Below are 24,491 nucleotides of genomic sequence, written 5' to 3'. Positions count from 1 at the left end.
TACCTGTGGGAGCGGGCGAGCCCGCGAAGGGCCGCAAAGCGGCCCCCAAATTAGATCTAGCGCCCTAACCACTCCACCAGCGTACGGTTGAACCGCACCGGCTCCTCGATCTGCGGCGCATGCCCCATGCCTTCAAAGGTAATCAGCTCACCCTTGGGAATCAGCTTGGCCACCTGCGGCCCCAGCACTGCATACTTGCCCAGCTTCGCTTTCACCTCCGGCGGCGCGATATCACTGCCAATGGCTGTGGTGTCCCGGTCACCGATCAGCAGCAGGGTGGGCATCTGCAGCTCCTTGAACTCGTGGTACACCGGCTGGGTGAAGATCATGTCGTAGATCAGCGCCGAGTTCCACGCCACCGCTTCATGCCCCGGCCCCTTGTTCAGGCCCACCAGCATCTGCACCCAGCGCTCGTACTCCGGCTTCCAGCGCCCGGCGTAGTAAGTCTTGCGTTCGTACTCGCGCACGCCTTCGGCATCCAGCTTGAGCTCGCGCGCATACCACTGGTCCACCGTACGGTAGGGCACGCCCAGGGCTTTCCAGTCTTCCAGCCCGATGGGGTTGACCATCGCCAGGCGCTCCACCTGCTGCGGGTACATCAAGGCATAGCGGGTGGCAAGCATGCCGCCGGTGGAATGGCCGAGCACGATGCTTTGCTTCACGCCCAGCTGCTCGAGCAGGGCATGGGTGTTGCTCGCCAGCTGCTGGAAGCTGTACTGGTAATACGCCGGCTTGCTGGAGCTGCAGAAGCCGACCTGGTCCGGGGCGATGACCCGGTAACCAGCCTTGCTCAGGGCGTTGATGGTAGTTTCCCAGGTGGCAGCGCAGAAGTTCTTGCCGTGCATCAGCACCACGCTGTGGCCGTTGGCCTGGCCTTGTGCGGGCACGTCCATGTAGCCCATCTGCAGGGCCTGGCCCTGGGACTTGAAGTCGAAATGCTTGAGCGGATGCGGGTAGCTGAAGCCCTCCAGCTGGGGGCCGTAGGTGGGCGATTCGGCGGCGATGGCCGAACTGCCGGCGAGGCAGGCCAGGGCCAGGGCGGTTGCGCGCAGCATGGGGGCACTCCGTGTAGGGCCATGTAGAAAGGGGCGACTGTAACAGCCAGTGGACCACGCGGAACGTGAAAGGTGTTACCAGGCGTGAAACCAGCCCAGGGTAATCATCGCCAGCACCCCATAGCGGCCAGCCTTGGCCAGCGTCACCAGCAGCAGGAAGCGCCAGAACGGCTCACGCATGATGCCGGCGATCAGCGTCAGCGGGTCGCCGATCACCGGCATCCAGCTGAGCAGCAGCGACCATTGACCCCAGCGCTGGTAGCGCTGTTGCGCGCGCTCCAGCTGGGCAGGGCTGAACGGGAACCAGCGCTTGTCGCGCAGGTGCTCGATGGCCCGGCCCAGCACCCAGTTGACCACTGAGCCCAGCACATTGCCCAGGGTTGCCACCAGCAGCAGGGTGGCCCAGGCCTCGGGCTGGCGCAGCAAAAGGCCGACAAGCACGGCCTCCGATTGCAGCGGTAGCAGGGTGGCGGCGCCGAAGGCGCTGAGGAACAGCGCCCACAGGCTTAGCATCAGTAGTTGGCGACCACGGTGTCCTTGCCGTCCTGGGTCACGCCGATGACCTGGTAGGCATCCTTGTGGTCACCCATTTCCATGCCCGGCGAGCCCATCGGCATGCCCGGCACCGCCAGGCCCTTGAGGTCGTTGCGCTTGGCCAGCAGGCGCACCTGCTCGGCCGGCACGTGGCCTTCGACGAACTTGCCGTCGATCACCCCGGTATGGCACGACGCCAGGCGTGGTGCCACGCCCAGGCGTTGCTTGACCTCGCTCATGTTTGGCTCGACATGGTCGTTGACGGTGAAGCCGTTGTCGCGCAGGTGGCTGATCCAGGCCTTGCAGCAACCACAGTTGGGGTCGCGGTAGACGTCGATGGTCTCGCCAGCCTGGGCCAGGCCAGTGACAGCCAGCAGGCCCAGGGGCAGCAGGTGTTTACGCAGCTCCATGAAGCACCTCTTCAAAAACGTGGGCGGATACCGGCGACCAGGCCTGTGCCTTGCACGCGCCCGGTGCCGTTACGGCCCCAGGGGCGGTCCGGTATCCATCGGTTGGCCAGCAGCATAGCGCAAGCGGCTTTCTGGCGCAGCGCGGCCTGTTGCTGTTCGCCAGCGTTGTCAGGCACCCAGTCTACCTGCCTGGTAGTGGTTCCGGATGCCGGCCTGTCATCACGCTGGCTAACGTGCGGCACACCTATCTGAGAGCCTGCTGGATCATGACGCTACCCCTGGACTGCCTGTTGTACTCCAAGACCAATCTGATCGGCATCGGACCAAACCTGTCCGACGAGGAACGCCAGGACGTGCAAACGTTGCTGGACCATGCCGATGAGTTCGCAAGCCGCTTCCTCGATCGGGACGAGCTATGGAAAAGCTGGTTCGACCGCTTCCGCAATCGCCTGGAGAAACATGGCTGCGTAAAGACGGCCGCCCTGGAGTTGCCGCCCCAGGTCATCAGGGATCATGACGATTTCGATACCAGGCTCGAGCCCATCGGCACAGGCAGCACACCGACGCTGTTGGCCCAACTGGCGCGTGCCTCCATGCAGGAACTGCGAATCAGTGCACACGCCAGCAAGTTCCTGCAGTCTGGCTGGCAGAACGACGTCGCCTCATCGTTTCTGATAACACCCTGCCAGAAGGACGAGGAAGGCCAGATCCATCTGGCGGTCTACTCGTTTCGCTTCAATGGCACGGTGGAGATGCGCGACTTCGGATTCTGGAGCGAGGCCCAGCGTGACATCGTCGTGTGGAACACCGGCACTGTTTACCGTTTTGACCTGGAACGTTTCGCCGCTTTTCGTCAGCAGATTCGTAAAGAGTTGGGCGACCGGCGCCTTGGCGCCATTACCAGGATTGAGCTCTAGCCACCTCGCTCAAGCTGGCAGGTCACGCATCAGCAGGCCGTATGCCAATGGCACCTGCTCGGGAACAGGAAGGTAGATGGTGTGGCCATCGCCCGGGGCGACCTGCAGCGGTTGCTGCTGGCCATTGCTCATATGCTCGAGATCGAAGTGGTAGTTGCCGCGTGGGGTCATCAGTTCCAGGTGGTCACCCACGGCGAAGCGGTTCTTTACCTTGACCTCGGCCAGGCCGTCCACGCGCAGGCCGGTCAGTTCGCCGACGAACTGCTGGCGTTCGGACACCGAGTTGCCGCGTTGGTAGTTCTGGTATTCGTCATGCACGTGACGACGCAGGAAACCTTCGGTGTAGCCGCGCTGCGCCAGAGACTCGAGGTTGTCCATCAGCGAGCGGTCGAATGGCCGCCCGGCCACCGCGTCGTCGATCGCCTGGCGGTACGACTGCACGGCGCGGGCGCAGTAGAAATGCGACTTGGTGCGGCCTTCGATCTTCAGCGAGTGCACGCCGATGGTGGCCAGGCGCCCGACGTGCTGGATGGCGCGCAGGTCCTTGGCGTTCATGATGTAGGTGCCGTGCTCGTCTTCGAACGCCGGCATTTCGGTGCCGGGGCGGTTGCTTTCCTGCAGCAGGAATACCTGGTCGGTCGGCGTACCCAGGCCCAGCGTGGGCTGCACCTCTCGCACAATGTCGCCGGTGGCGTTCTCGGTGGCTGGGGTGGCGTCGTACTTCCAGCGGCAGGCGTTGGTGCAGGTGCCTTGGTTGGCATCGCGCTTGTTGAGGTAGCCAGACAGCAGGCAACGACCGGAGTAGGCCATGCACAGGGCTCCATGGACGAACACCTCCAGCTCCATGTCCGGCGCCTGCTGGCGGATTTCCTCGATCTCTTCCAGCGACAGCTCGCGCGACAGGATCACCCGGCTCAGGCCAAGTTGCTGCCAGAACTGCACGCTGGCCCAGTTCACCGTGTTGGCCTGCACTGACAGGTGCACCGGCATCTGCGGGAAGTGCTGGCGTACCAGCATGATCAGGCCTGGGTCGGACATGATCAGCGCATCCGGTGCCATCTCGATCACCGGCGCCAGGTCCTTGAGGAAGGTCTTGAGCTTGGCATTGTGCGGGGCAATGTTGACCACCACGTAGAAGCGCTTGCCCAGGGCATGCGCCTCCTGGATGCCCAGGGTCAGGTTGGCATGGTCGAACTCATTGTTGCGCACCCGCAAGCTGTAGCGTGGCTGGCCGGCGTAGACCGCGTCGGCGCCGTAGGCGAAGGCGTAGCGCATGGTCTTGAGGGTGCCGGCGGGGGCCAGCAGTTCGGGCTTGGCGATAGGGTTCATGTGCGCACCGGAGCAAAAGGCGCGGATGCTAGGGCTGGCAGACACGGCGCGTATTGACTTGCATCAAGGGAATGACGGCACTTTTACCAAGGCGCGGTGCACTAATAACGCATAAGCCATGCGAGGAACCGCGATGAACCAGACCGCCCTGCAGAACAAAGCCCTGGCAGTACTGCTGGCGCTGGTGACCATCGCCTTCATCTGGATCCTGTTGCCGTATTACGGTGCCATCTTCTGGGCGGTGATACTCGGCATCCTGTTCGCTCCGCTGCAGCGCCACCTGCTGCTGCGTTTTGGCCGTCGGCGCAACCTGGCCGCGGCAACCACCTTGCTGGTGTGCCTGCTGGTGGCGATCCTTCCGGTGATCATCACCAGCGCGCTGCTGGTGCAGGAGGGCGCCACCCTGTACCAGCGCATCGAGCATGGGGAGCTGGATATTGCCGGCTATGTCGAGCGCGGCAAGGACATGCTTCCGGCTTTTGCCCAGCGGGGGCTGGACAGCATGGGCATGGGCAACCTCGACGGGCTGCGCGACAAGATCACCAAATGGGCAACCCAAGGCAGCCAGGTGCTGGCCAGCCAGGCGTTCAACTTTGGGCAGGGCACCTTCGAGTTCGTGATCAGCTTCGGCATCATGATGTACCTGTTGTTCTTCTTCCTGCGCGAAGGCGCGGAGGTCGCCCGCCAGGTGCGTCTGGCAGTGCCGCTGCCTGAACACCAGAAGCGCCGTTTGCAGCTGAAGTTCAACCGTGTGGTGCGGGCGACGGTGAAAGGTAACGTGCTGGTGGCCATTACCCAGGGGGCGCTGGGCGGTTTCATCTTCTGGGTGCTGGGTATCCCGAGTGCGCTGGTGTGGGCGGTGCTGATGGCGTTTCTGTCGTTGTTGCCGGCGGTAGGTGCGGGGATCGTGTGGGCGCCGGTAGCGGCGTATTTCCTGCTGACCGGTGCAATTTTGTCGGGGGTGATCCTGACCGCATTCGGCGTGCTGGTGATCGGCCTGGTGGACAACTTGTTGCGGCCGATCCTGGTGGGCAAGGACACGCGAATGCCGGACTACCTGATTCTGGTGTCGACGCTGGGCGGGCTGGCGGTGTTCGGGCTCAACGGCTTCGTGATCGGGCCACTGATCGCGGCACTGTTCGTGTCGAGTTGGGCGATCTTCGCGGCAACCAAACCCCGGGTGCAGTTGCCGGAGTAGGGGCGGGCCTTGCTGGGGCTGCAAAGCAGCCCCCATGGCCGGGTCAGGATGTTTGTGGCATCTCACCCTTGGCCAGGCGCCGGTTGATGTCGGCGATCACTTCGGGCAGTTCGTTGATGGTGTCGATCAGGTAGTGCGGCCGGGAGCCGGCGAACAGGGCGTGGATGCGCTGGCGCTCGCTTTCCAGCTTTTCGGCGCTCAGCGCGCGATAGCCTTCCCAGGTCAGCCCCAGGGCATTGCCCGAGCACACCAGAGCCACGGTCCACATGCCGGCGCGGCGGCCTTCGAGAATACCTGGTACGGTGTCGTCGACCTTCACGCACGCCGCCACATCGTCGATACCCAGCGCGATCACGTTGGCCAGGGCCTGGGCCGGCCATGGGCGGCCGTTCGGGGTTTCGTCGGTGGCCACCACATGGTCGGCCACATAGCCGTTTTGCGCGGCCAGCTCCACCACCTTGTCCATCACCACCTTCGGGTAGCCCGAGCAAGAGCCGATCTTCAGGCCTTCCTGGCGCAGGCCGGTGAGTGTGTCCAGGGCGCCAGGGATCAGCGCCGAGTGCACGGCGATCTTTTCGATCTGCAGCGGCATGAAGCGGTTGTAGATGGCGGTGACATCATCGTCGGTCGGGGTACGGCCGAACACCTTGCGGTAGCGCTCGGCAATTTCTGGCACATCGCACAGAGTGCGGATGTGGTCCCACTTGCCCATGCCCATCGGGCCGCGGGCTTCTTCGATGGACACCTGCACATCGAATTCGGCAAAGGCTTCGACAAAGATCTGGGTCGGGGCGAAGGAGCCGAAGTCGACCACGGTGCCGGCCCAGTCGAGGATGGCGGCTTGCAGCTGGGTGGGGTTGCTGTAGTTCATGTGTGCTTGTTCCTGAATTGGGTGGGCAAAGGGTCAGATGTCCAGCACTTCCATTTCCCGCAGCACCTCGGCCACGGCATTCACGGCGGCCTGCATGCCATCCGCTCCGACCACGCCGATGCAGCCGACACGGAAGGTTTCCACCTGGGTCAGCTTGCCCGGGTAGAGTATGAAACCCTTGGCCTTGACCCGTTCGTAGAAGTACTTGAACTGGTATCGGGGATCGTTCGGTGCGTGGAAGGTGACGATGATCGGCGCCTGGATCTCGGCAGGCAGGAAGCTGCGCAGGCCGATGGCGGCCATGCCATCGAGCAAGGTCTTGCAGTTGTCGGCGTAGCGCTGGTGGCGCGCTGGCAGGCCCCCTTCCTCGTTGTATTGCTGCAGCGCTTCGTGCAGGGCTGCGACCACGTGAGTCGGCGGGGTGAAGCGCCACTGGCCGGTCTTGGCCATGTAGGTGTGCTGGTCGTGCAGGTCCATGGCCAGCGAATGGGCATTGCCTTCGGCTGCGGCCAGGGCGGTTTTCTCGGCGAACACGAAGCCCATGCCAGGTACCCCTTCCAGGCATTTGCCGGAGGCGGCAATCAGCGCCTCGAAGGGGATGGCGCGGGCATCGATCGGCAGTGCGCCGAACGAGCTCATGGCGTCGATGATCAGGCGCTTGCCGTGGCCTTTGACCACTTGGGCGATTTCGGGCAGCGGGTTGAGAATACCGGTGCTGGTTTCGCAGTGGATCAGCGCGACATGGGTGATGGCGGGGTCGGCGGCCAGCAGGCGGTCGACGTCGGCGGCGGTGGTCGGCTGGTCTTCGGCAGTTTCGAAGGTGCTGTAGGCACGGCCCAGCACTTTGCATATCTTCGCCAGGCGCTGGCCATAGGCGCCATTGATCAGCACCAGGACCTTGCCATCACGCGGCACCAGGGTGCCGATGGCCGCTTCCACGGCGAAGGTGCCGCTGCCTTGCAGGGGGACGCAGTGGTGGCTGGCGCTGCCGTCGATGATGGCCAGCAGTTGCTCGCAGACACTGGCAGTCAGTTGGTTGAAGTCGCGGTCCCAGGAGCCCCAGTCCACCAGCATTGCTTGGCGGGTGCGGATTGATGTGGTCAGGGGACCTGGGGTCAGCAGAATCGGGGCGTTGCTCATTCCGTTATTCCTCACAAGCGGTGGGCTGAAACTACGGGGCCTAGGTTGCAATTGGCGCTGTCATCAATCAAATTGTTTGTTGTTATTCGAGCTATAAGTCAGGCCGATAAATATGAACCTGTTCCAGTTGCGTGCCTTCGATGCCGTGGCCCGTGAGGGCAGCTTCACCCGTGCCGCCGCACGCCTGTTCATCAGCCAGCCGGCAGTGACCGGGCACGTGAAGGCGCTGGAGGAGCACTACCAGATCACCTTGCTGCGGCGTACCGCGCGGCGGGTGGAGTTGACCGAAGAGGGCACCCGCCTGGCGGCCATCACCCGCGCCATGTTCGGCCTGGCCGAAGAGGCGCAGGCCATGCTCGAGGCCAACCGCCAATTGCTGACCGGGCGCCTGGAGGTGGCGGCCGATGGCCCGCACCGGGTCATGCCGATGCTGGCGCTGCTGCGCGAGCGCTACCCGGGCATTACCGTCAACCTGCGCCTGGGTAATGCCCAGGAAACCTTGGCGGCATTGCTCAGCGAGCATGCCGATGTGGCCGTGCTGACCGAGATCGAGCCGCGCAAAGGCCTGCATTTGCAGAACCTGTGCGAGTCGCGGTTGTGCGCCTTGCTGCCGGCGGGGCATGCCTGGGCCAACGGCGATGGCGACTTGCCGCTGGCTGAGCTGCACCAGCAGATCATGGTGTTGCGCGAACCCAGCTCCACTACGCGGCGCACCTTCGACAAGGCCTGCAGCAAGGCCGCCGTGCAACCTCGGGTGCTGCTGGAACTGGATAGCCGCGAGGCGGTGACCGAAGCGGTGGCCTCGGAGCTGGGCATTGGCGTGGTCTCGTCCACCGAAGTGGCCAATGACCCGCGGGTAGTGGCGCGGCCACTGGCCGGTGACGGCCTGGTCAACCAGCACCTGATCGGCTGCCTGGAGCGTCGCCGCGAGCTGCGCCTGATCCAGGCGTTTCTCGGCCTGGCGGCGGGGCTGTGATGGCTGTTTTCAGCGGGGCGGCCTAAGATGGCCGGCATTGAGCCGACAGGACTGTCGATGAGCGAGAAAGACACCATTTCCATGCAGCTGGTGCGCGAGGCGCTGTTGCAGACGTGCCCCGCCGGCGAGCCCGATACCGGCTTGCTGGCCCGGGCGGGTATCGCCGTCGAACAGCTGCACCTGCCAGCGGCTCGAGTCAGCGCCGAGTCCTATGCCCGGCTCTGGCGTCTGCTGGCGCGGCGCTGCAACGATGAGTTCTTCGCCATGGACCCGCGCGGTCTGCGCAGCGGCAGCCTGGCGTTCATGTGCCGCGCCAGCATGGGCCAACCGAACCTGGGCGCCGGCCTGGAAACCGCGCTGGCGTTCCTGTCACTGATGCTTGAAGACCTGCAGCCAAGCCTGGTGCGCCAGCAAGGCCTGGCCGAAATCGTCATCAACGAACCGCGTGACACACCGCGCCGCGCTTTCACCTATTTCACCTTCTGGATGATTGTGCACGGTGTGACTTGCTGGCTGGCCGGGCGGCGTATCCCTATCCTGGCCATCGATCTGCGCTGTGCCGAGCCGCCGTTCTGCGATGACTACCGGGTGATGTTTTCGGAGAACCTGCAGTTCGAGCGCCCGCGTACGCGCATGATCATCGCTGCCGACTGCCTCGAGCTGCCGCTGCGGCGCAGCGAAGAAGAACTGCAGCGCTTTCTGGCCGAGGCGCCGGGCAACATCCTGGTCAAGTACCGTGACCCGGCCAGCCTCGGGCGGCGCATTCGCACCGATCTGCTGCGCCTGGACCCTGGGCAGTGGCCCGACGGCGACAGCCTGGCGCGCCAGTTGTGCCTGTCACCCTCGACCCTGCGCCGACGGCTGGCCGAGGAGGGGCAGAATTACCAAGGCCTGAAGGACAGCGTGCGACGTGAGCTGGCGATTGCCTGGCTGAGCCAGGAAGATGCGGCCATGGGCGAAATCGCCGAGCGCCTGGGCTTTGCCGACAGCAGTTCGTTCTACAAGGCGTTTCGCAAGTGGTTCGGCTGCAACCCCGGGCATTACCGGGCGCTGGTCCTCAAACGCGGCAGTGGCGGCTAGGGAACCACGCCTTCCCGCTGTCGGCCGCCGCCGCTGGCGAGCATCGTGACAAGTCGATCACTGATCAGGAAATCGACCATGTCTCAACCTGCCGTGCACCCCAAGTTGCTTCACCCCGCCGAAGACTTCATCGCGCAAGGCTTGCCAGCCTGGCTGAAGGCGGCCAAGCCAAAGCAGCTTGCCATGCTGCAGCTGCGTTTCAACGCCTATCTGGCGAGTCAGCGGCAAATGGCAGGCTTCGCCGACCGCCTGCAGCCTCTGGACCGTTTTGCCAAGCAGCTGCTCGAGCCTGCCTTGCGCCAGGACAGCCAGCTGAAACTGCAGGTTGACCTGGACAAGCTGGTGTGGCGTGAAACACGCGCACGGCTGGATGTGAGAGCAGGATTGATCCCTGATTATCAACCGTACTTTGTGCGCATGCCGGCCTTGCAAAAGCTGTTGCAGAATTTCAAGGCCAACGAATCTTTCTTTCTCGGCACTGCCTTGACTCTCCCGCAGGCCCATCAGGCCGAGCAGGTGGTAAGCGAAGACTTCGATCGGATTGTCAGCCTGTGCCGTGAGGTGGATGTCGGCAGCGCCTATCAGCGGCACCTGGCGCAGGTGTTGACACCTGACTTTGAGAAGGCCCTGACCACCGACCGGCGTCTGGAACTGGCCGTGGCGGTCGAGATCGCGGCCATCAAGCAGCAGCTGGATCCGGAAGACCTGCTGGTGCTGCGTATCGCGTGCAAGGATGAACCCGCCGTGATCGATGGGCCGGTGCAGCTGGAGATCGGCGCGCTGCAGGTTCTTGGCTGCCGGGTGGACGGCGCGGTTGCCGTTGAATTGATCGAGCATTCCCAGTCCACGTTTTCCTTTGGTGTACCTGGGCGCTTGAAAAGAGTGATCCTGTACACCCCTGACGATCAGGCGCAACCCCTGCGCGCGTTCACCAGCTGGGATGAGGCGAACCGGGTCCTGGCCACGGCGATGGGCAACCAAGACTATCGACAGGCATTCGTGCGGCGCATCGCCTTGGGTGATCGCGCCACTTGCGAGCAGGCCCTGGCCACCCGCTTGCAGGATGCACAGCCTGACCTGGAACCTCGCAGGGTGGTGGAAGCGGGGGATGGTTTCGCGTCGATGGCCGCCTGGCATATGCGGCGAATCAAGGCCGATGCCCGCTTCCTTGCGGTGCCCACTGCCCAGGCCGATGACGCGGCTTCGGAGCAGCGCCTGGACGAGCTCAAGAGCGCCGGCCTGGTATTGCTCAACCTGGCGGGCCTTTTTGTGCCGGTCATCGGGGCTTTGTTGGTGGCGGACCTGGCCAGGCAACTGTTGACCGAGACTTTCGAGGGCGTGCGTGACTGGCAGCTGGGCCATCAGCATGAGGCTTTGGCGCATATGCTCCGGGTGGCCTTCAGTGTGGCAACCACGGGGGCGGTGGTCGTCGGTGTCCATCTGGCCCGCAGCGCATTCGTCGAAACCCTGGAGCCGGTCATCACCGAAGATGGCCGGCAACGGTTGTGGCGTAATGAGCTGGCGCCTTATCAGGAAACTACGCCGCCAGTACAGCTGACGGAGCTCGACAACGGCTTGCTCGCAGAGGGTACACGCCATTGGTGGCGGTTGGATGGTGCCTTGTATCGGGTAAGGCAAACCGCCAATGGCGCTTGGCGCTTGCTGCATGCCGAAGGCGACGCGGCGTTCGGGCCGGTGCTGGAGCGCTGCTCTGCGCGTGGCTGGCGGCTGGCTTATGAGCGGCCATTGGAATGGCAGGGTGCTGCACTGTTGCTTGGGCGGCTTTGGCCGACAGCGACCGCGATGGACGCTGTGCGGATGGAGCAGGTGCTGACGGTCGCGGATGTTGACGAGGCCTACCTGCGTGGCCTGCTGGTGGAGCGGCGAAGGATGCCGGTGCAGCTGCGCGATACCTTGCAGCGCTTTGCCGTGGACGCGCGCGCGCAGGCCTTTTTCAGCCGGTTGGAAGCGGGGGAGGCCAATACCGATACCGAGCTGTGGCAATGGTGCATCGAACGGTTGCAACTGCAGGGTGAAACCCTCGAAGAACAGGCGCTGTCGATCGGTGACGCGGCAATCGAGTTGCGTGAAGCAATGCTCGAGCACTTCTCCAGGCTTTACCTGGCCGACGACCCGCTGCTGGGATTGATTCAGCGAGACTTCCCGACGCTGCCAGACGCCTATGCCCTCGATGTGCTCGAGCAGGCCACCGAGGCTATGCGCTTGCGCATGCAAGCAGAGTCTCGCTTGCCGCTGGCGTTGGCTGAACATGCGCGGGTGGCCCTGCAGCTGGCGCGCCTGACGCGCATGCGCGAAGCGTTGTACCTGCAAGGCAGTTACCGGCCGGAAGTGGTTGCGCTGGCTTTTGCCCTGCTGCGTTGGCATGGCCCCCGCGCTGGAGATTTCAACCTGATATTGCGCCGTAACCCGTATGCCGGGGCGGCGATGGAACGGCTGTTCGCTGAGACCGACCTTGAGCATGCAGTGGTGCTGGTCAGACGGCAGGGGCGCTTCCAGCTCTACAACAGCAGAGGCTTGCCGGATGAGCGCGAGGTCGCCGAGCCCCAGGGGCTGTTCGAAGTGCTGGCTGCTTGCCTGCCCGTGGAATACCGGGTGCGACAGGGGTGGGATGGCGCCGATGCGCCGGCCAGAATTCGCAAGCAGATGCAGGCCTGGCTACCCCGTGACCGGCAGGCTGTGCTGCACCTGCTCGGCTGGCGGGAGGCAAGGCCCATGGCATCGCCCATGCAGCGTTTGGCCGATGGCCGACTGGGCTATCCACTGGGGGGCTGCCAGTCGTGCATTGGCTCGCCTGAGCGCGTGGTGCGGCAGCGGGTGCGCGCCTTGTACCCCGGTATTGGAGATGTCGGTGTCGATCGCTATATCCAGAGTCTGTTGGACATGCGTGGGGGCTTGTTCGAGAATTTGCTGCGTGTCGAGCAGGAATACCGTCGCTTGGATGACAGCTTGCTGGCCTGGGTTGCAGAGGGGGCGGGCAGCGCCAGCCGCGCACGTCGACGAGTCGCAGATTCGTTGCGGCGTGCCTGGCAGATGCGCATTGATCGCTTCGTCGGGGCTATCGGCAATGATGCGATGCTCAGCCTGAGCATCGTCGCCGTACCGGTGGGCGGCCTGCCCGTGTTGCCGGTCGGGACGGACTTCTCGCACGTGTCGGAATTGACCCTGTCAGCGCTCGGTCTGGACGCCATCCCGTCGGGGTTCCTCGCCTGCTTCCCGGATCTGCTGTGCCTGGACATGAGCGACAACGCCTTGCGTGCGCTACCTGAGGGGCTGGAGCGGTTGACCGCCTTGCGCCAGTTGCTGATGCCGCGTAACCGTATTCGTATCTCGGCGCCACAGGCCAATGTGCTGACCGGCCTGGCGCTCTTGCGTTCGCTGGACCTGAGTGACAACCCGCTCGGCAACATCAGGCTACAGTTCGATCGGCTGCCCAGCCTGCGGATTCTGCGTTTGAACCGCGTACAGATGACAGCGCTGCCCTCGGGCCTGGAGTGGTGTGGCCTGTTGGTGTTCGCCGATCTTCGCAACAACCAGATAGCCGAGTTGCCGGCAGCCTTGTTCCAGGCCCCGCTGCAGTTGCGCCGTGCCATGCACCTGGAGGGCAATGCGCTGGCAGTGCAGGATCTCGAGCGCCTGTATGGCGCCGAACGCCTGCTGGCCTCGCCCCGCCCGCAACGGCACGCCTCTGCCCGGGAAGAATGGCTGCAGACCCTGGACCCAGCGGTGCGGCAGGCGCAGGAAGGGAAATGGAATGCGCTGAATGCCGAGCCCGGCAGCTTGGCGTTCTTCGAGCTGCTGAGGCAACTGACGACCACGGCCGAATTCAGCAAAGCATCGGCCGAACTCGGGTTCAGGGTATGGGCAATGCTGGATGCGGCCCATGCCGATACCGCCACGCGCATGGCGCTGTTTGACCTGGCAGCCGAGCCCACCACCTGTGTGGACAGCGTTTCCACCTTGTTCAGCCGCCTTGAGGTGCGCATGCATGTCGAGCAGGCCACCCGCGGTGGTGACCCGATATCGACCCGCGCGGCACGCTTGCAGTTGGCCAAGCGGTTGTTTCGCGTGCACTGGGTAGAGAAAATCGCCCGACGCGAAATCGACGCCCGTTACCAGGATGGACGCTGGAGCCGAGGCGGCCACGATGAAGAGGAAGTGGAGGTCAACCTTGCCTACCTCAGCGGCCTGGCCCAGCGCCTGGACCTGTTGGGCCAGCCGCGCCATATGCAATTTGGCAGGCTGGCCAACGTGTCGCCGCTGCAACTGGAGGAGGCTTGCAAGGAAGTGCTGCAGGTGGAGGCGGGCGAGCAAAGTATCGTGTTCATCAGTGAACGTGATTTCTGGTTGCCGGTACTTCGAGCAGAGCATCCTGACGACTTCGAAGCCCTGGAAACGCAATTCACCGTTCGGCTGGAGGCATTGGACGAGCAAAGAGAAGCCTTGACCAGTGACGAGTACTGGAACCTGAGCAATGCCCTGCGCGATGAGCGCGAGCAGGGCCTGGCCAGCCTTGCCCAGCGCCTGACGCGCGAAGCGATCATGGCGCCAAAGGTGCAGTGACAACGCTTCACGGGCGGCACACGGTGTGCCGCCCCGTTTCTATCGCAGGGGTTCCCTCTGCGCAAGCACCGGCAGGTTGTACACCATGCTTGGCTCTCGCAGCCATCCAGGGACCTGCAATGCCCCGCGAATCACAAGCCCCACAGCTCGCCTCTGTGTCTTCCAACCACTTGCACGACGGTTTCATCGGTGACCGATTGCCTGCCTGGCTCAAACAGGCCACGCAGAGCCAGGTCCGCGCCTTGCGCGAAAGCCTGGACGCCCATCATGCCACCCAGGCCAGGTTGCGCGGGATCACCCTGGCGTTGCTGTCACCACGGCAGTTTGCCGAACGGCAATTCGCCAGTTTGTTGCGCGAGTCGCTGCCGGGCGACGTAGCGTTCTGGCAGTTGGAGTGGCTGGAGGTTTCCCATCGTTTCTCGTCCACGCTGGGCGCTGAGCCGCAATTTCCCACTTACGGGCAACGTCGTGAGAACGGCTTGTTGCGCCTGATGCGCAACTTTGCCGCCAGCAACGATTTCTACCTGGGAACCGGGTTGGTCGCCCCGGGGCAGGAACGGGTACTGTCGCGGGGGACCGATGAGCTGGTCGAAGCTTGCCGCAAACTGGACGCCGGGCGCCTGTATCAGCAGGAGCTGGACCGCACATTCGATGCTGCGGCACTGCGCGTCCTCAGTGAAGACAAACGCTCCGGGCTGCGCCTGGCCGTGCAGGTAGCTGCGCTGAAAGGCGAGATCACCGAGCCGGTAAAAGAGGCATTGCACGCTTTGGTGGATAAACCCGCGGGCCATCAATCCGCTGGCCTTACTGGCCATCCGGGCCTGCTCGAAGCCCTCGGTTGCCCAGTGGCAGATGGTGTATGGATTCAACTTCGTGACATACATGGGCAAACGCAGGGCGGCGTGCTCTACCTGGCCAGCGACCCGGTCCAGGCGTTGCGATACTTTGACAGCCAGGACTCGATCAACCGCGCGCTGGTGGCAGAGCTGCGCCACGAACCCTACCGCCAGGCGTTCAGCCAGCTGATAGGCCTGGGTCAACGTGCCGGGTTCATGCACAAGTTGCGGGCACGCCTGGAGGATGACCAGCCGGACCTGGAACTCGATGGCAGCGTGCCGCAGCATGACATCTTTCAGGCGCTGGCTGCACAGCAGACAAACCGGGTGAAGCAGGATGGCCGCCTGTTGCTGGTGCCGACCGCCGATGCCGATGAAGCCGCGTCGCGTGAGCGGCATGAGGCGTGGAAGGCCGCCGGTTTCGATGTGCTCAACCTGGCTGGTCTGTTCATTCCGGTGGTGGGCGGTTTGCTACTCGGGCAACTGGTGGCCCAGGCCCTCTCGGAGGTTTTCGAAGGTGCTCAGGATTGGTCGCGAGGCCATCAGCACGAAGCGTTGGAGCACATGCTCGGGGTTGCCGAGATACTGGCGGGCACCGCCGCAACGGTAGCGGGTGTCACTATCGTGCGCAGCGCGTTCGTCGCGGCGCTGGAGCCGGTAAGGCTCGCCAATGGGGCGGGGCGTTTGTGGTCCCGAGATCTGACAGCCTTTGCCTCGACCCCTGAAACGACCACCTTGGGTGCGGACGGGGCTTATGTGGATGGCGAGCGCCGCTGGATGAAGGCAGACGGAGTTTTCTACGAGCTTCATCGGCCTGACCCTGATGGCCCTTGGCGCCTGCGCCACCCCAGCCGCGCAGAGGCGTACGGCCCGGTCGTGCTGCACAATGGGGAACGTAGCTGGCGCCTGATGCACGATGAGCCACAGGGCTGGCGCGACCCTGCGAAAATGCTCGATACCCTTTGGCCGCGCGATCAACCGTTCGATAGCCAGCAGGCGCAGCAGATCTTGCGCATTGCCGGCATCGATCAGGACGAACTTCGCGGGCTGCTGGTGGAAAACCGGCGAACGCCCGCCACCTTGCGGGAAACCCTAAGGGCATTCGATGCCGATGCCCGAATCGACACGTTCTTTCGCCACCTGGAACACGACACTGTCTCTGATCAGGACCTGCAGTTGCTGGCCTGGTGCGAGGCCCGAACGGGCAGCGAAAAAGGGCGTGCCGCGGTGCTTGCGGACCGGCCAGCGTCGAGCGACCTGCTGTTCGCACGGCTGACAGGCCTGCCCGAATCGGCGGAGCCTTTGCTCAAGCCGCTGATGGCGGTGGGGCTGCCGGAAGCCTATGCGCGCGATCTGGCCGATGGAGCAAGTCACGAGGCTCGCCAGGAGTTCGTCAGTGGTGGGAAGTTGCCGCAAAGCTTGGCCACCCAGGCCAGGTCGTTGTGCTCGGTGGCGAAGGTGAGCAGGGCCCTGGCAGGGCTTTATCTACCGAGTGCGTACAGCAACGAAACGGGCATGCTGGTGTTGGCATTGCTGAATGTCGAGGCCATTGAAGCGTTCAGCCTGGCGTTGAGCAATGCTGCTACGGATGCCGTGGCGTTGAAGCGCATCGGTTCGGTTGGCGACGCGGCCGAGCAGCGGGTGCTGGTGCGTGAGCAAGGGGTCTTTGCCTTGTATGACGGGCAAGGCCGAAAACTCGCGATGCAGCCACCTTCCTCGGATATATTCCAGGCCGTGCTGGCCGCGCTCGAATCGCGCAACCTGCTGGGCCGGTTGGGCCTTGCGGAGAATGCCGATGCCCAGCGCTTGCGCGAGAAGCTCATGGTGCACCTTGGTACCCATGGGGAAATCGCCCACATGCTGGGCTGGGCGCCGACGGAGCGTTGGTTCAACCCCGGCCAGCGCCTTGCCGATGGCCGCGTCGGTTACCTGCTCAGCGGGCGCGCGTCACCGCTGACCACCCCCAGGGACCAGCTGCGGGCCGGCCTGAGGCGATTCTTCCCGGGGCTGGGCGATTCGCTGGAAACGCAAGTTGACCGCTGGCTGCTGCAGAATGTGCCGGTCGCCGATGCGCTCATGGCGCTGCAGGACGATTTTGAGCAGCTGAACCGCGCGCTCAATCGCTGGGTGTCGGCTGCACTGAGTGACACATTGCGGGCCCGGCGGCAATTGTTCGCCGAACGACTGCTGCGTGCCTGGCAGGCGCTTGGCGACCATGTGGTGGTCGACAGTGACGGCAAGCGCCAGGGGCTGCGCCTGGTCCTGAATGATCTGCCAACGGATTCGTTGCCTGTCTTGCCCGCGGCTGTCGATTTCTATCACGTCACCACCCTGGTATTGAGCGAGACGTCTATCGGGGTGGTGAACGAGGAGTTTCTGCGCGCTTTCACCTACCTGCAGGAGCTGGACATGAGGCACAACCAGCTGCTGCGTTGCCCGCGCGGGCTAGGCTACCTGACCAACCTGCGCCGGTTGCGCCTGGGGCATAACCGCATTCGCCTGGATGCCCATGCCATCGAAGCCTTGAACGGGTTACCGCTGCTCAGTCACCTCGACCTGAGCCATAACAGCCCGCTTGGGGTTTACGAAATGCGCTTCCATCACCTCCCTCATCTGGTCGAGCTGAATTTGCGCCGCTGCGGGCTAAGCGAATGGCCAAGAGGGCTCGAGCTGTGCGGCTTCCTGCAACGAGCCGACCTGCGTGACAATTTCCTGAGGGGGGTGCCTGACGGCGTGCTGGCCATGCCGCTGGAGTTTCGCCAGCGTATCCTGATCGATGGCAACCGCCTGTCCATGGCCGATTACGGCAAGCTCTATGCCTTGGCGCCGCTGCTGGAGGAACCGGAGGCGGCGATTGGCCGCGCCTGGTGGGTCGGGTCCGATTCCGCCAGCCCTGAGCGGGGCGAGCTTTGGGACCGGCTGAGCACCCAGGACGAAAATGCCCGCTTGTTCGATTTGCTGGAGCTTTTGCAAGGCCTGTCGGACTTCAGCTGGCCCAAGTCTTATCTGTTGCGCATGGGCTGGCAATGCCTGTCGATCATGGCGACAGACGCCGAATTCGCTCGCCAGGTGCAACTGGCGGCAGCCGGTGCGGTAAAGGATGACAACGGTGCCATCGAGCTGTTCAGCCGGCTGCTGCGTCTGCATGCCGAGCGCGACGCGGCTGGCGATGGCGCCCAATCTCGTGGCCCGAGGTTGCTGGCGTTGGGGCGGGCCTTGCAGCGCCTGGATTGCCTTGACGAGTATGTCGAGGCCGAGCGGCAGAACCTCGAAGGTTTCGCCGAACCGGCAGTACTGGCGACGCTGGCAATGCGCTACAGGGTGCGCTTGCGCACCAGGCTCAGGTTGCCTTTCCAGCCTGCCAGAATGCGCCTCAGGGCGGCCGACGTAGGGCTGAGCGAGCATCGGCTGCAGTCGGCAGAGGCGGCCGTGGGAAGGGCGGACGCTCTCAATGATGTAGTGGCCGACCTGTGCACGCGCGCGTTCTGGCAGCGCTTTGTGCAGCAGTACTTTGCGCGGCCGTTCAGTGACCTGGAGCAACTTGGCGGTGAGCAGCGGGCGGCACTGGCGGCACGGCGTGGCGAGTTGGGTGAAGCACAGTACCTGAATGAGATACAGGCGCTGGATGCACAGCTGCGGGTCGATCGGCTGGCGTTGCGACTGCAACTGACCCGGCACTACGTGATCAGTCTGGAGCGCGCACCGGGCTGATGGCCACAGGCCAAACCGGTCATCCAGTTTGACAACTTAGGCCATTGCCGCGACGCCAACGCGGCGCGAACATCGTCGGACCGATGGTTCAACTCCAAAAACAAGAAACCAGGAGTCCGACGATGCGCGATTACACCGAGGCCGCTCGTGCGTTCGACCATGGCCAGGCTGCTGCTGCGGCGCTGCATGGCAACCTCGAAGCTCTGAATGCCTGTGTCGAATGTTGCGACCGCCATGCCGGTAAGGGCAAGACCGCACTGGTCTGGGAAGACCGCGACGGCAACAGCGCGCGGTTGAGCTTCGATCAGTTGCAGGCCCTGGCCGCCCGTTTCGCCAATGTGCTCCAGGCACAAGGCGTGGGAGCCGGTGACCGGGTTGCCGGCCTGATGCCTCGTACCCCCGAACTGCTGGTCACCATCCTCGCCACCTGGCGTCTCGGTGCTGTGTATCAGCCACTGTTCACCGCGTTCGGCCCCAAGGCCATCGAACATCGCCTGGAGCAGTCCCACGCCCGCGTAGTCGTCACCGACAGCCACAACCGCGCCAAGCTGGACGATGTGCACGCCTGCCCGACCATCATCACCGTCAATGCCCGCAGTGGCGAGCTGGACTTCCAGCAGTGCCTGTACGATGCCGCAGACAAATGCGAGCCGGTCATGCGCTCGGGCAACGACCCGTTCCTGCTGATGTTCACCTCCGGCACCACCGGCCCGGCCAAACCGCTGGAAGTGCCACTGCGTGCCATCGTCGCGTTCCAGGGCTACATGCGCGATGCCATCGACCTGCGCCCAGCGGACAACTTCTGGAACCTGGCCGACCCGGGTTGGGCCTATGGCCTCTATTACGCAGTCACTGGCCCGCTGTCGCTGGGCCATGCCACCACCTTCTACGATGGCCCGTTCAGTGTTGAAAGCTGCGCGCGGGTGATCGACAAGCTGGGCATCACCAATCTGGCCGGCTCGCCCACCGCGTATCGCCTGCTGATTGCCGCCGGGGATGACTTCTCGGCACCGATCAAGGGCCGCCTGCGGGTGGTCAGCAGTGCCGGTGAACCGCTCAACCCGGAAGTGATCCGCTGGTTCGCCGACGAACTGGGCGTGACCATCCACGACCACTACGGACAGACCGAACTGGGCATGGTGCTGTGCAACCACCATGGCCTGCAGCACCCGGTACACCTCGGCTCGGCCGGCTTCGCCATCCCCGGCCACCGCATCGTGGTGCTGGACGAGCAGGGTAACGAACTGCCCGCCGGCCAGCCGGGTATCCTCGCGGTCGACCGTGAGCAGTCGCCACTGTGCTGGTTCGCGGGCTACCACGGCCTGCCGACCAAAGCCTTCGTCGGCAAGTACTACCTCAGCGGCGACACCGTCGAGCTGAACCAGGACGGCAGCATCAGCTTCGTCGGCCGCAGCGACGATGTGATCACTACCTCCGGCTACCGGGTCGGCCCGTTCGACGTGGAAAGCGCGCTGATCGAGCACCCGGCGGTGATCGAAGCGGCAGTGATCGGCAAACCGGACCCGGAGCGCACCGAGCTGATCAAGGCCTTCGTGGTATTGGCCAGCGGTTACCTGGGCAGTGCCGAGCTTGAGGAGGCTTTGCGCCAGCACGTGCGTCAGCGCCTGTACGCCCACGCTTACCCAAGGGAAATCGAATTCGTCAGCGAGCTGCCCAAGACCCCGAGCGGCAAGCTGCAACGCTTCATCCTGCGCAACCAGGAAGTCGCCAAACAACAAGCGCAACAGGCCACCCCTGCCAGCGCCTGAAAGGAAACCGATCATGCAAATAGCCAACAAACACTTCATCGTCAGCGGTGCCGCCTCCGGGCTCGGTGCTGCTACCGCCCAGATGCTGGTCGAGGCCGGCGCCAAGGTCATGCTGGTCGACCTCAATGCCCAGGCCGTCGAAGCCAAGGCCCGCGAGCTGGGCGAAAACGCCCGTTTTGCGGTCGCCGACATCAGCGACGAGCAGGCCGCCCAGGCGGCGGTGGATGCGGCTGTCAGCGCCTTTGGGAGCCTGCACGGGCTGGTCAACTGCGCCGGTATCGTCGGTGCCGAGAAAGTGCTGGGCAAGCAGGGCCCGCATGGCCTTGCCAGCTTTGCCAAGGTCATCAATGTCAACCTGATCGGCAGCTTCAACCTGCTGCGCCTGGCCGCTGCGGCCATGGCCGAAGGGGCTGCCGATGAGGGGGGCGAGCGCGGGGTGATCATCAACACCGCTTCCATCGCCGCCTATGACGGCCAGATCGGCCAGGCCGCCTACGCTGCTTCCAAAGGCGCCATCGCCAGCCTGACCCTGCCGACCGCTCGCGAACTGGCGCGCTTCGGCATCCGAGTGATGACCATCGCCCCGGGCATCTTCGAAACGCCGATGATGGCCGGTATGACCGAGGAAGTACGCGCCTCACTGGCCGCCGGTGTGCCTTTCCCACCGCGCCTGGGTCGCCCGCAGGAATATGCCGCGCTGGCCCGCCACATCATCGAGAACAGCATGCTCAACGGCGAGGTGATCCGCCTCGACGGTGCACTGCGCATGGCTGCCAAGTAAGGAGAGCGAACATGACCCTCGCCAATGACCCGATCGTTATCGTCAGCGCCGTGCGCACGCCCATGGGCGGCCTGCAGGGCGACCTCAAGAGCCTGACCGCGCCGCAGCTGGGCAGCGCCGCCATCCGTGGTGCCGTGGAGCGCGCTGGCATCGATGCCACCAGTGTCGAGCAGGTGCTGTTCGGCTGCGTGCTGCCGGCAGGCCAGGGCCAGGCACCGGCGCGCCAGGCCGCGCTGGGCGCCGGGCTGGACAAGCACACCACCTGCACCACCCTGAACAAGATGTGTGGTTCGGGCATGCAGGCGGCGATCATGGCCCATGACCTGCTGCTGGCCGGTACCGCCGATGTGGTGGTGGCCGGTGGCATGGAAAGCATGACCAACGCACCGTACCTGCTGGACAAGGCCCGTGGCGGCTACCGCATGGGCCATGGCAGGATCATCGACCACATGTTCATGGACGGCCTGGAAGATGCCTACGACAAGGGCCGCCTGATGGGCACCTTTGCCGAAGACTGCGCCCAGGCCAATGCCTTCAGCCGCGAAGCCCAGGACCAGTTCGCCATTGCCTCGCTGACCCGCGCCCAGGACGCCATCAAGAGCGGTCGCTTTGCTGCCGAGATCGTGCCGGTCGAGGTCATCGAGGGCAAAGAGAAGCGCGTCATCAAGGACGACGAACAACCGCCCAAGGCGCGCCTGGACAAGATCCCGCAGCTCAAGCCGGCCTTCCGCGAAGGGGGCACGGTGACTGCCGCCAACTCCAGCTCGATTTCCGACGGTGCCGCGGCACTGGTGCTGATGCGCCGCTCCGAAGCCGACAAGCGCGGCCTCAAGCCGCTGGCGGTGATCCACGGGCACGCCGCCTTTGCCGACACCCCGGCACTGTTCCCGACCGCGCCGATCGGCGCCATCGACAAACTGATGAAACGCACCGGCTGGAACCTGGCCGAGGTCGACCTGTTCGAGATCAACGAGGCCTTTGCCGTGGTCACCCTGGCGGCCATGAAACACCTCGACCTGCCGCACGACAAGGTCAATATCCATGGCGGCGCCTGCGCCCTTGGCCACCCGATCGGCGCTTCCGGCGCACGCATCCTGGTGACCCTGCTGTCGGCCCTGCGCCAGAACAACCTGCGCCGTGGCGTGGCGGCCATCTGCATTGGCGGTGGCGAGGCCACGGCCATGGCAGTCGAATGCCTGTATTGAGGTGAACCATGCTGGTAACTGACGAGCAACAACAGATCGCCGACGCGGTACGCGCCTTTGCCCAGGAGCGCCTGAAGCCGTTTGCCGAGCAATGGGACAAGGAACACCGCTTCCCCAAAGAGGCCATCGACGAGATGGCCGAGCTGGGCCTGTTCGGCATGCTGGTGCCGGAGCAGTGGGGCGGCAGCGACACCGGCTACGTGGCCTATGCCATGGCCTTGGAGGAAATCGCCGCCGGTGACGGCGCCTGCTCGACCATCATGAGCGTGCACAACTCGGTGGGTTGTGTGCCGATCCTGCGTTTTGGCAGCGAGCGGCAGAAAGAGCAGTTCCTCACCCCGCTGGCCAGCGGTGCGATGCTCGGCGCCTTCGCCCTGACCGAACCGCAGGCTGGCTCCGACGCCAGTAGCCTGAAGACCCGTGCACGTCTGGATGGCGACCACTACGTGCTCAATGGCAGCAAGCAGTTCATCACCTCCGGGCAGAACGCCGGGGTGGTGATCGTGTTCGCCGTGACTGACCCGGACGCGGGCAAGCGCGGCATCAGTGCCTTCATCGTGCCCACCGATTCGCCGGGCTACCAGGTGGCGAGGGTCGAGGACAAGCTCGGGCAGCACGCCTCCGATACCTGCCAGATCGTTTTCGATAATGTGCGCGTACCGGTGGCCAACCGTCTGGGCGCCGAAGGCGAGGGGTACAAGATTGCCTTGGCCAACCTCGAAGGCGGCCGCATCGGCATCGCCTCCCAGGCGGTGGGTATGGCCCGCGCGGCGTTCGAAGTGGCGCGCGACTACGCCAACGAGCGGCAGAGCTTCGGCAAGGCGCTGATCGAACACCAGGCGGTGGCCTTCCGCTTGGCCGACATGGCGACCAAGATTGCCGTGGCCCGGCAGATGGTGCTGCACGCCGCCGCGCTTCGCGATGCCGGGCGCCCGGCGCTTGTGGAAGCGTCGATGGCCAAGCTGTTTGCCTCGGAAATGGCCGAAAAGGTCTGTTCGGATGCCTTGCAGACCCTGGGCGGTTATGGCTATCTGAGTGACTTCCCGCTGGAGCGGATCTACCGCGACGTTCGGGTTTGCCAGATCTACGAAGGCACCAGCGACATTCAGCGCATGGTCATTGCGCGCAATCTTTGAAGGAGCAGACTGCATGGCATTCGAAACCATCCTGTTGGATATCCACGGCAAGGTCGGCCTTATCACCCTCAACCGCCCGCAGGCGCTGAACGCGCTGAATGCGCAGATCGTCGGCGAGATCAACCAGGCCCTGGACCAGCTCGAACGCGATCCGAACATCGGCTGCGTGGTGCTGACCGGTTCCGCCAAGGCCTTTGCCGCTGGTGCGGACATCAAGGAAATGGCCGAACTGCAATACCCGCAAATCTACGTTGACGACCTGTTCAGCGATGCCGACCGCATTGCCAACAGGCGCAAGCCGATCATTGCTGCAGTGTCCGGTTTTGCCCTAGGCGGTGGCTGCGAGCTGGCGATGATGTGCGACTTCATCCTGGCGGCGGACAATGCCAGGTTCGGCCAGCCGGAAATCAACCTTGGCGTGTTGCCGGGCATGGGCGGCACCCAGCGCCTGACCCGTGCGGTGGGCAAGGCCAAGGCCATGGAACTGTGCCTGACCGGTCGCCTGATGGGGGCTGAGGAAGCTGAGCGTGCTGGCCTGGTGGCGCGTATCGTGCCGCAGGCGGAGCTGGTGGAAGAGGCGCTGAAGGTGGCCGCGACCATTGCCAGCAAGTCGATTCCGGTGAGCATGATGGTCAAGGAGAGCGTCAACCGTGCGTTCGAAGTCACCCTAAGCGAGGGTGTGCGCTTCGAGCGACGGGTGTTCCATGCGGCGTTTGCTACCGAAGACCAGAAAGAGGGAATGGCTGCGTTCATTGCCAAGCGCGAGGCGCAGTTCAAGGACCGCTGATTGGAATCGGCATTGCAGTTGCCGTTGCCGTTGCCGTTGCTTTCGCTTTTGCTTTTGCTTTTGCTTTTAAGCGCGCAATAGTTCAGGCGCCGCCGATTGCGACTTCAGGAGGCCGAGCGGAGGGACTGCGGAGGGAGGTGACGGGCATGGATGCCCGTCAAGCGCTGAGGCCCCA

At 64.2% G+C, this 24,491-nt stretch carries 18 protein-coding genes; 11 read left to right on the top strand and 7 right to left on the bottom strand.

Going from position 1 to position 24,491, the window contains the following annotated elements:
- Positions 1 to 56 precede the first annotated feature (56 nt).
- From ACK1U9_RS24005 to ACK1U9_RS23990, 4 genes are all read right to left on the bottom strand, one after another.
- Positions 57 to 1,055 carry an alpha/beta fold hydrolase gene (locus tag ACK1U9_RS24005; RefSeq protein WP_085601650.1) on the bottom strand — a complete coding sequence of 333 codons (999 nt, stop codon included), beginning with the start codon at positions 1,053 to 1,055 and terminating at the stop codon, positions 57 to 59.
- 75 nt (positions 1,056 to 1,130) lie between these two features.
- Positions 1,131 to 1,568 carry a YqaA family protein gene (locus ACK1U9_RS24000; RefSeq protein ID WP_013971818.1) on the bottom strand — a complete coding sequence of 146 codons (438 nt, stop codon included), beginning with the start codon at positions 1,566 to 1,568 and terminating at the stop codon, positions 1,131 to 1,133.
- Positions 1,568 to 1,999, bottom strand: a complete 432-nt coding sequence (locus tag ACK1U9_RS23995; protein ID WP_108481693.1) for a DUF411 domain-containing protein — start codon at positions 1,997 to 1,999, stop codon at positions 1,568 to 1,570. The genes ACK1U9_RS24000 and ACK1U9_RS23995 overlap by 1 nt, the downstream gene beginning before the upstream one ends.
- A gap of 11 nt (positions 2,000 to 2,010) precedes the next feature.
- Positions 2,011 to 2,175 (bottom strand): hypothetical protein, encoded by a 165-nt coding sequence (locus tag ACK1U9_RS23990; protein ID WP_158090606.1) that lies wholly within the window; start codon positions 2,173 to 2,175, stop codon positions 2,011 to 2,013.
- A gap of 90 nt (positions 2,176 to 2,265) precedes the next feature.
- Between ACK1U9_RS23990 and ACK1U9_RS23985 the strand changes: the two genes are divergently transcribed.
- A complete protein-coding gene (locus ACK1U9_RS23985; RefSeq protein WP_085601648.1) occupies positions 2,266 to 2,916 on the top strand; it encodes a hypothetical protein in 651 nt (216 codons plus the stop codon).
- A gap of 9 nt (positions 2,917 to 2,925) precedes the next feature.
- Here ACK1U9_RS23985 and trhP read toward each other — a convergent pair whose 3' ends face one another.
- A complete protein-coding gene (trhP, locus tag ACK1U9_RS23980) occupies positions 2,926 to 4,245 on the bottom strand; it encodes a prephenate-dependent tRNA uridine(34) hydroxylase TrhP (RefSeq protein ID WP_449110227.1) in 1,320 nt (439 codons plus the stop codon).
- A gap of 133 nt (positions 4,246 to 4,378) precedes the next feature.
- On the opposite strand from trhP, the gene ACK1U9_RS23975 reads away from it, so the two are divergent.
- On the top strand, positions 4,379 to 5,443 hold the full coding sequence (locus tag ACK1U9_RS23975; RefSeq protein WP_046615902.1) for an AI-2E family transporter: 1,065 nt from the start codon (positions 4,379 to 4,381) through the stop codon (positions 5,441 to 5,443).
- A gap of 43 nt (positions 5,444 to 5,486) precedes the next feature.
- Here ACK1U9_RS23975 and phnX read toward each other — a convergent pair whose 3' ends face one another.
- Both phnX and ACK1U9_RS23965 read right to left on the bottom strand, forming a co-directional pair.
- Positions 5,487 to 6,314 carry a phosphonoacetaldehyde hydrolase gene (phnX, locus tag ACK1U9_RS23970; RefSeq protein ID WP_046615903.1) on the bottom strand — a complete coding sequence of 276 codons (828 nt, stop codon included), beginning with the start codon at positions 6,312 to 6,314 and terminating at the stop codon, positions 5,487 to 5,489.
- A 33-nt stretch (positions 6,315 to 6,347) separates the two neighbouring features.
- Positions 6,348 to 7,454 carry a 2-aminoethylphosphonate--pyruvate transaminase gene (locus ACK1U9_RS23965; protein WP_449110226.1) on the bottom strand — a complete coding sequence of 369 codons (1,107 nt, stop codon included), beginning with the start codon at positions 7,452 to 7,454 and terminating at the stop codon, positions 6,348 to 6,350.
- A gap of 112 nt (positions 7,455 to 7,566) precedes the next feature.
- On the opposite strand from ACK1U9_RS23965, the gene ACK1U9_RS23960 reads away from it, so the two are divergent.
- The 9 genes from ACK1U9_RS23960 to ACK1U9_RS23920 all read left to right on the top strand — a co-directional run bounded on the left by ACK1U9_RS23960 (position 7,567) and on the right by ACK1U9_RS23920 (position 24,316).
- Positions 7,567 to 8,430, top strand: coding sequence for a LysR substrate-binding domain-containing protein (locus ACK1U9_RS23960; RefSeq protein ID WP_046615905.1), 864 nt, complete (start codon positions 7,567 to 7,569; stop codon positions 8,428 to 8,430).
- A 57-nt stretch (positions 8,431 to 8,487) separates the two neighbouring features.
- Positions 8,488 to 9,510, top strand: coding sequence for an AraC family transcriptional regulator (locus ACK1U9_RS23955; RefSeq protein ID WP_085601645.1), 1,023 nt, complete (start codon positions 8,488 to 8,490; stop codon positions 9,508 to 9,510).
- 78 nt (positions 9,511 to 9,588) lie between these two features.
- The gene (locus tag ACK1U9_RS23950; protein WP_108481691.1) at positions 9,589 to 14,091 is read left to right on the top strand and encodes an NEL-type E3 ubiquitin ligase domain-containing protein; all 4,503 of its coding nucleotides are present in this window, start codon (positions 9,589 to 9,591) and stop codon (positions 14,089 to 14,091) included.
- A 119-nt stretch (positions 14,092 to 14,210) separates the two neighbouring features.
- Positions 14,211 to 18,638: a dermonecrotic toxin domain-containing protein gene (locus ACK1U9_RS23945; protein ID WP_449110225.1), complete on the top strand. Its 4,428-nt coding sequence runs from the start codon at positions 14,211 to 14,213 to the stop codon at positions 18,636 to 18,638.
- Between the two features lie 122 nt (positions 18,639 to 18,760).
- A complete protein-coding gene (locus ACK1U9_RS23940; protein ID WP_108481689.1) occupies positions 18,761 to 20,407 on the top strand; it encodes an acyl-CoA synthetase in 1,647 nt (548 codons plus the stop codon).
- A 13-nt stretch (positions 20,408 to 20,420) separates the two neighbouring features.
- Positions 20,421 to 21,188 (top strand): SDR family NAD(P)-dependent oxidoreductase, encoded by a 768-nt coding sequence (locus tag ACK1U9_RS23935; RefSeq protein ID WP_013971831.1) that lies wholly within the window; start codon positions 20,421 to 20,423, stop codon positions 21,186 to 21,188.
- Positions 21,189 to 21,199: 11 nt separating this feature from the next.
- Positions 21,200 to 22,393, top strand: a complete 1,194-nt coding sequence (locus ACK1U9_RS23930) for an acetyl-CoA C-acyltransferase (protein WP_085601641.1) — start codon at positions 21,200 to 21,202, stop codon at positions 22,391 to 22,393.
- A gap of 8 nt (positions 22,394 to 22,401) precedes the next feature.
- Positions 22,402 to 23,529, top strand: a complete 1,128-nt coding sequence (locus ACK1U9_RS23925; protein WP_046615912.1) for an acyl-CoA dehydrogenase — start codon at positions 22,402 to 22,404, stop codon at positions 23,527 to 23,529.
- Between the two features lie 13 nt (positions 23,530 to 23,542).
- Positions 23,543 to 24,316 carry an enoyl-CoA hydratase gene (locus tag ACK1U9_RS23920; protein ID WP_046615913.1) on the top strand — a complete coding sequence of 258 codons (774 nt, stop codon included), beginning with the start codon at positions 23,543 to 23,545 and terminating at the stop codon, positions 24,314 to 24,316.
- Positions 24,317 to 24,491 lie beyond the last annotated feature (175 nt).

This window comes from Pseudomonas sp. XP1 (assembly GCF_053557675.1).
The sequence above is the reverse complement of the archived record's forward strand: the minus strand, read 5'-3'. Positions and strand labels throughout refer to the sequence as shown.

What these genes read in the sequence shown, in the direction of transcription:
- ACK1U9_RS23925 (WP_046615912.1), top strand. Translation starts at nt 22,402, where the DNA reads ATGCTGGTAACTGACGAGCAACAACAGATCGCCGACGCGGTACGCGCC.
- ACK1U9_RS23960 (WP_046615905.1), top strand. Translation starts at nt 7,567, where the DNA reads ATGAACCTGTTCCAGTTGCGTGCCTTCGATGCCGTGGCCCGTGAGGGC.
- ACK1U9_RS23995 (WP_108481693.1), bottom strand. Translation starts at nt 1,999, where the DNA reads ATGGAGCTGCGTAAACACCTGCTGCCCCTGGGCCTGCTGGCTGTCACT.
- ACK1U9_RS23950 (WP_108481691.1), top strand. Translation starts at nt 9,589, where the DNA reads ATGTCTCAACCTGCCGTGCACCCCAAGTTGCTTCACCCCGCCGAAGAC.
- ACK1U9_RS23935 (WP_013971831.1), top strand. Translation starts at nt 20,421, where the DNA reads ATGCAAATAGCCAACAAACACTTCATCGTCAGCGGTGCCGCCTCCGGG.
- ACK1U9_RS24005 (WP_085601650.1), bottom strand. Translation starts at nt 1,055, where the DNA reads ATGCTGCGCGCAACCGCCCTGGCCCTGGCCTGCCTCGCCGGCAGTTCG.
- trhP (WP_449110227.1), bottom strand. Translation starts at nt 4,245, where the DNA reads ATGAACCCTATCGCCAAGCCCGAACTGCTGGCCCCCGCCGGCACCCTC.
- ACK1U9_RS23975 (WP_046615902.1), top strand. Translation starts at nt 4,379, where the DNA reads ATGAACCAGACCGCCCTGCAGAACAAAGCCCTGGCAGTACTGCTGGCG.
- ACK1U9_RS23945 (WP_449110225.1), top strand. Translation starts at nt 14,211, where the DNA reads ATGCCCCGCGAATCACAAGCCCCACAGCTCGCCTCTGTGTCTTCCAAC.
- ACK1U9_RS23955 (WP_085601645.1), top strand. Translation starts at nt 8,488, where the DNA reads ATGAGCGAGAAAGACACCATTTCCATGCAGCTGGTGCGCGAGGCGCTG.
- ACK1U9_RS24000 (WP_013971818.1), bottom strand. Translation starts at nt 1,568, where the DNA reads ATGCTAAGCCTGTGGGCGCTGTTCCTCAGCGCCTTCGGCGCCGCCACC.
- ACK1U9_RS23965 (WP_449110226.1), bottom strand. Translation starts at nt 7,454, where the DNA reads ATGAGCAACGCCCCGATTCTGCTGACCCCAGGTCCCCTGACCACATCA.
- ACK1U9_RS23985 (WP_085601648.1), top strand. Translation starts at nt 2,266, where the DNA reads ATGACGCTACCCCTGGACTGCCTGTTGTACTCCAAGACCAATCTGATC.
- ACK1U9_RS23940 (WP_108481689.1), top strand. Translation starts at nt 18,761, where the DNA reads ATGCGCGATTACACCGAGGCCGCTCGTGCGTTCGACCATGGCCAGGCT.
- ACK1U9_RS23920 (WP_046615913.1), top strand. Translation starts at nt 23,543, where the DNA reads ATGGCATTCGAAACCATCCTGTTGGATATCCACGGCAAGGTCGGCCTT.
- ACK1U9_RS23930 (WP_085601641.1), top strand. Translation starts at nt 21,200, where the DNA reads ATGACCCTCGCCAATGACCCGATCGTTATCGTCAGCGCCGTGCGCACG.
- phnX (WP_046615903.1), bottom strand. Translation starts at nt 6,314, where the DNA reads ATGAACTACAGCAACCCCACCCAGCTGCAAGCCGCCATCCTCGACTGG.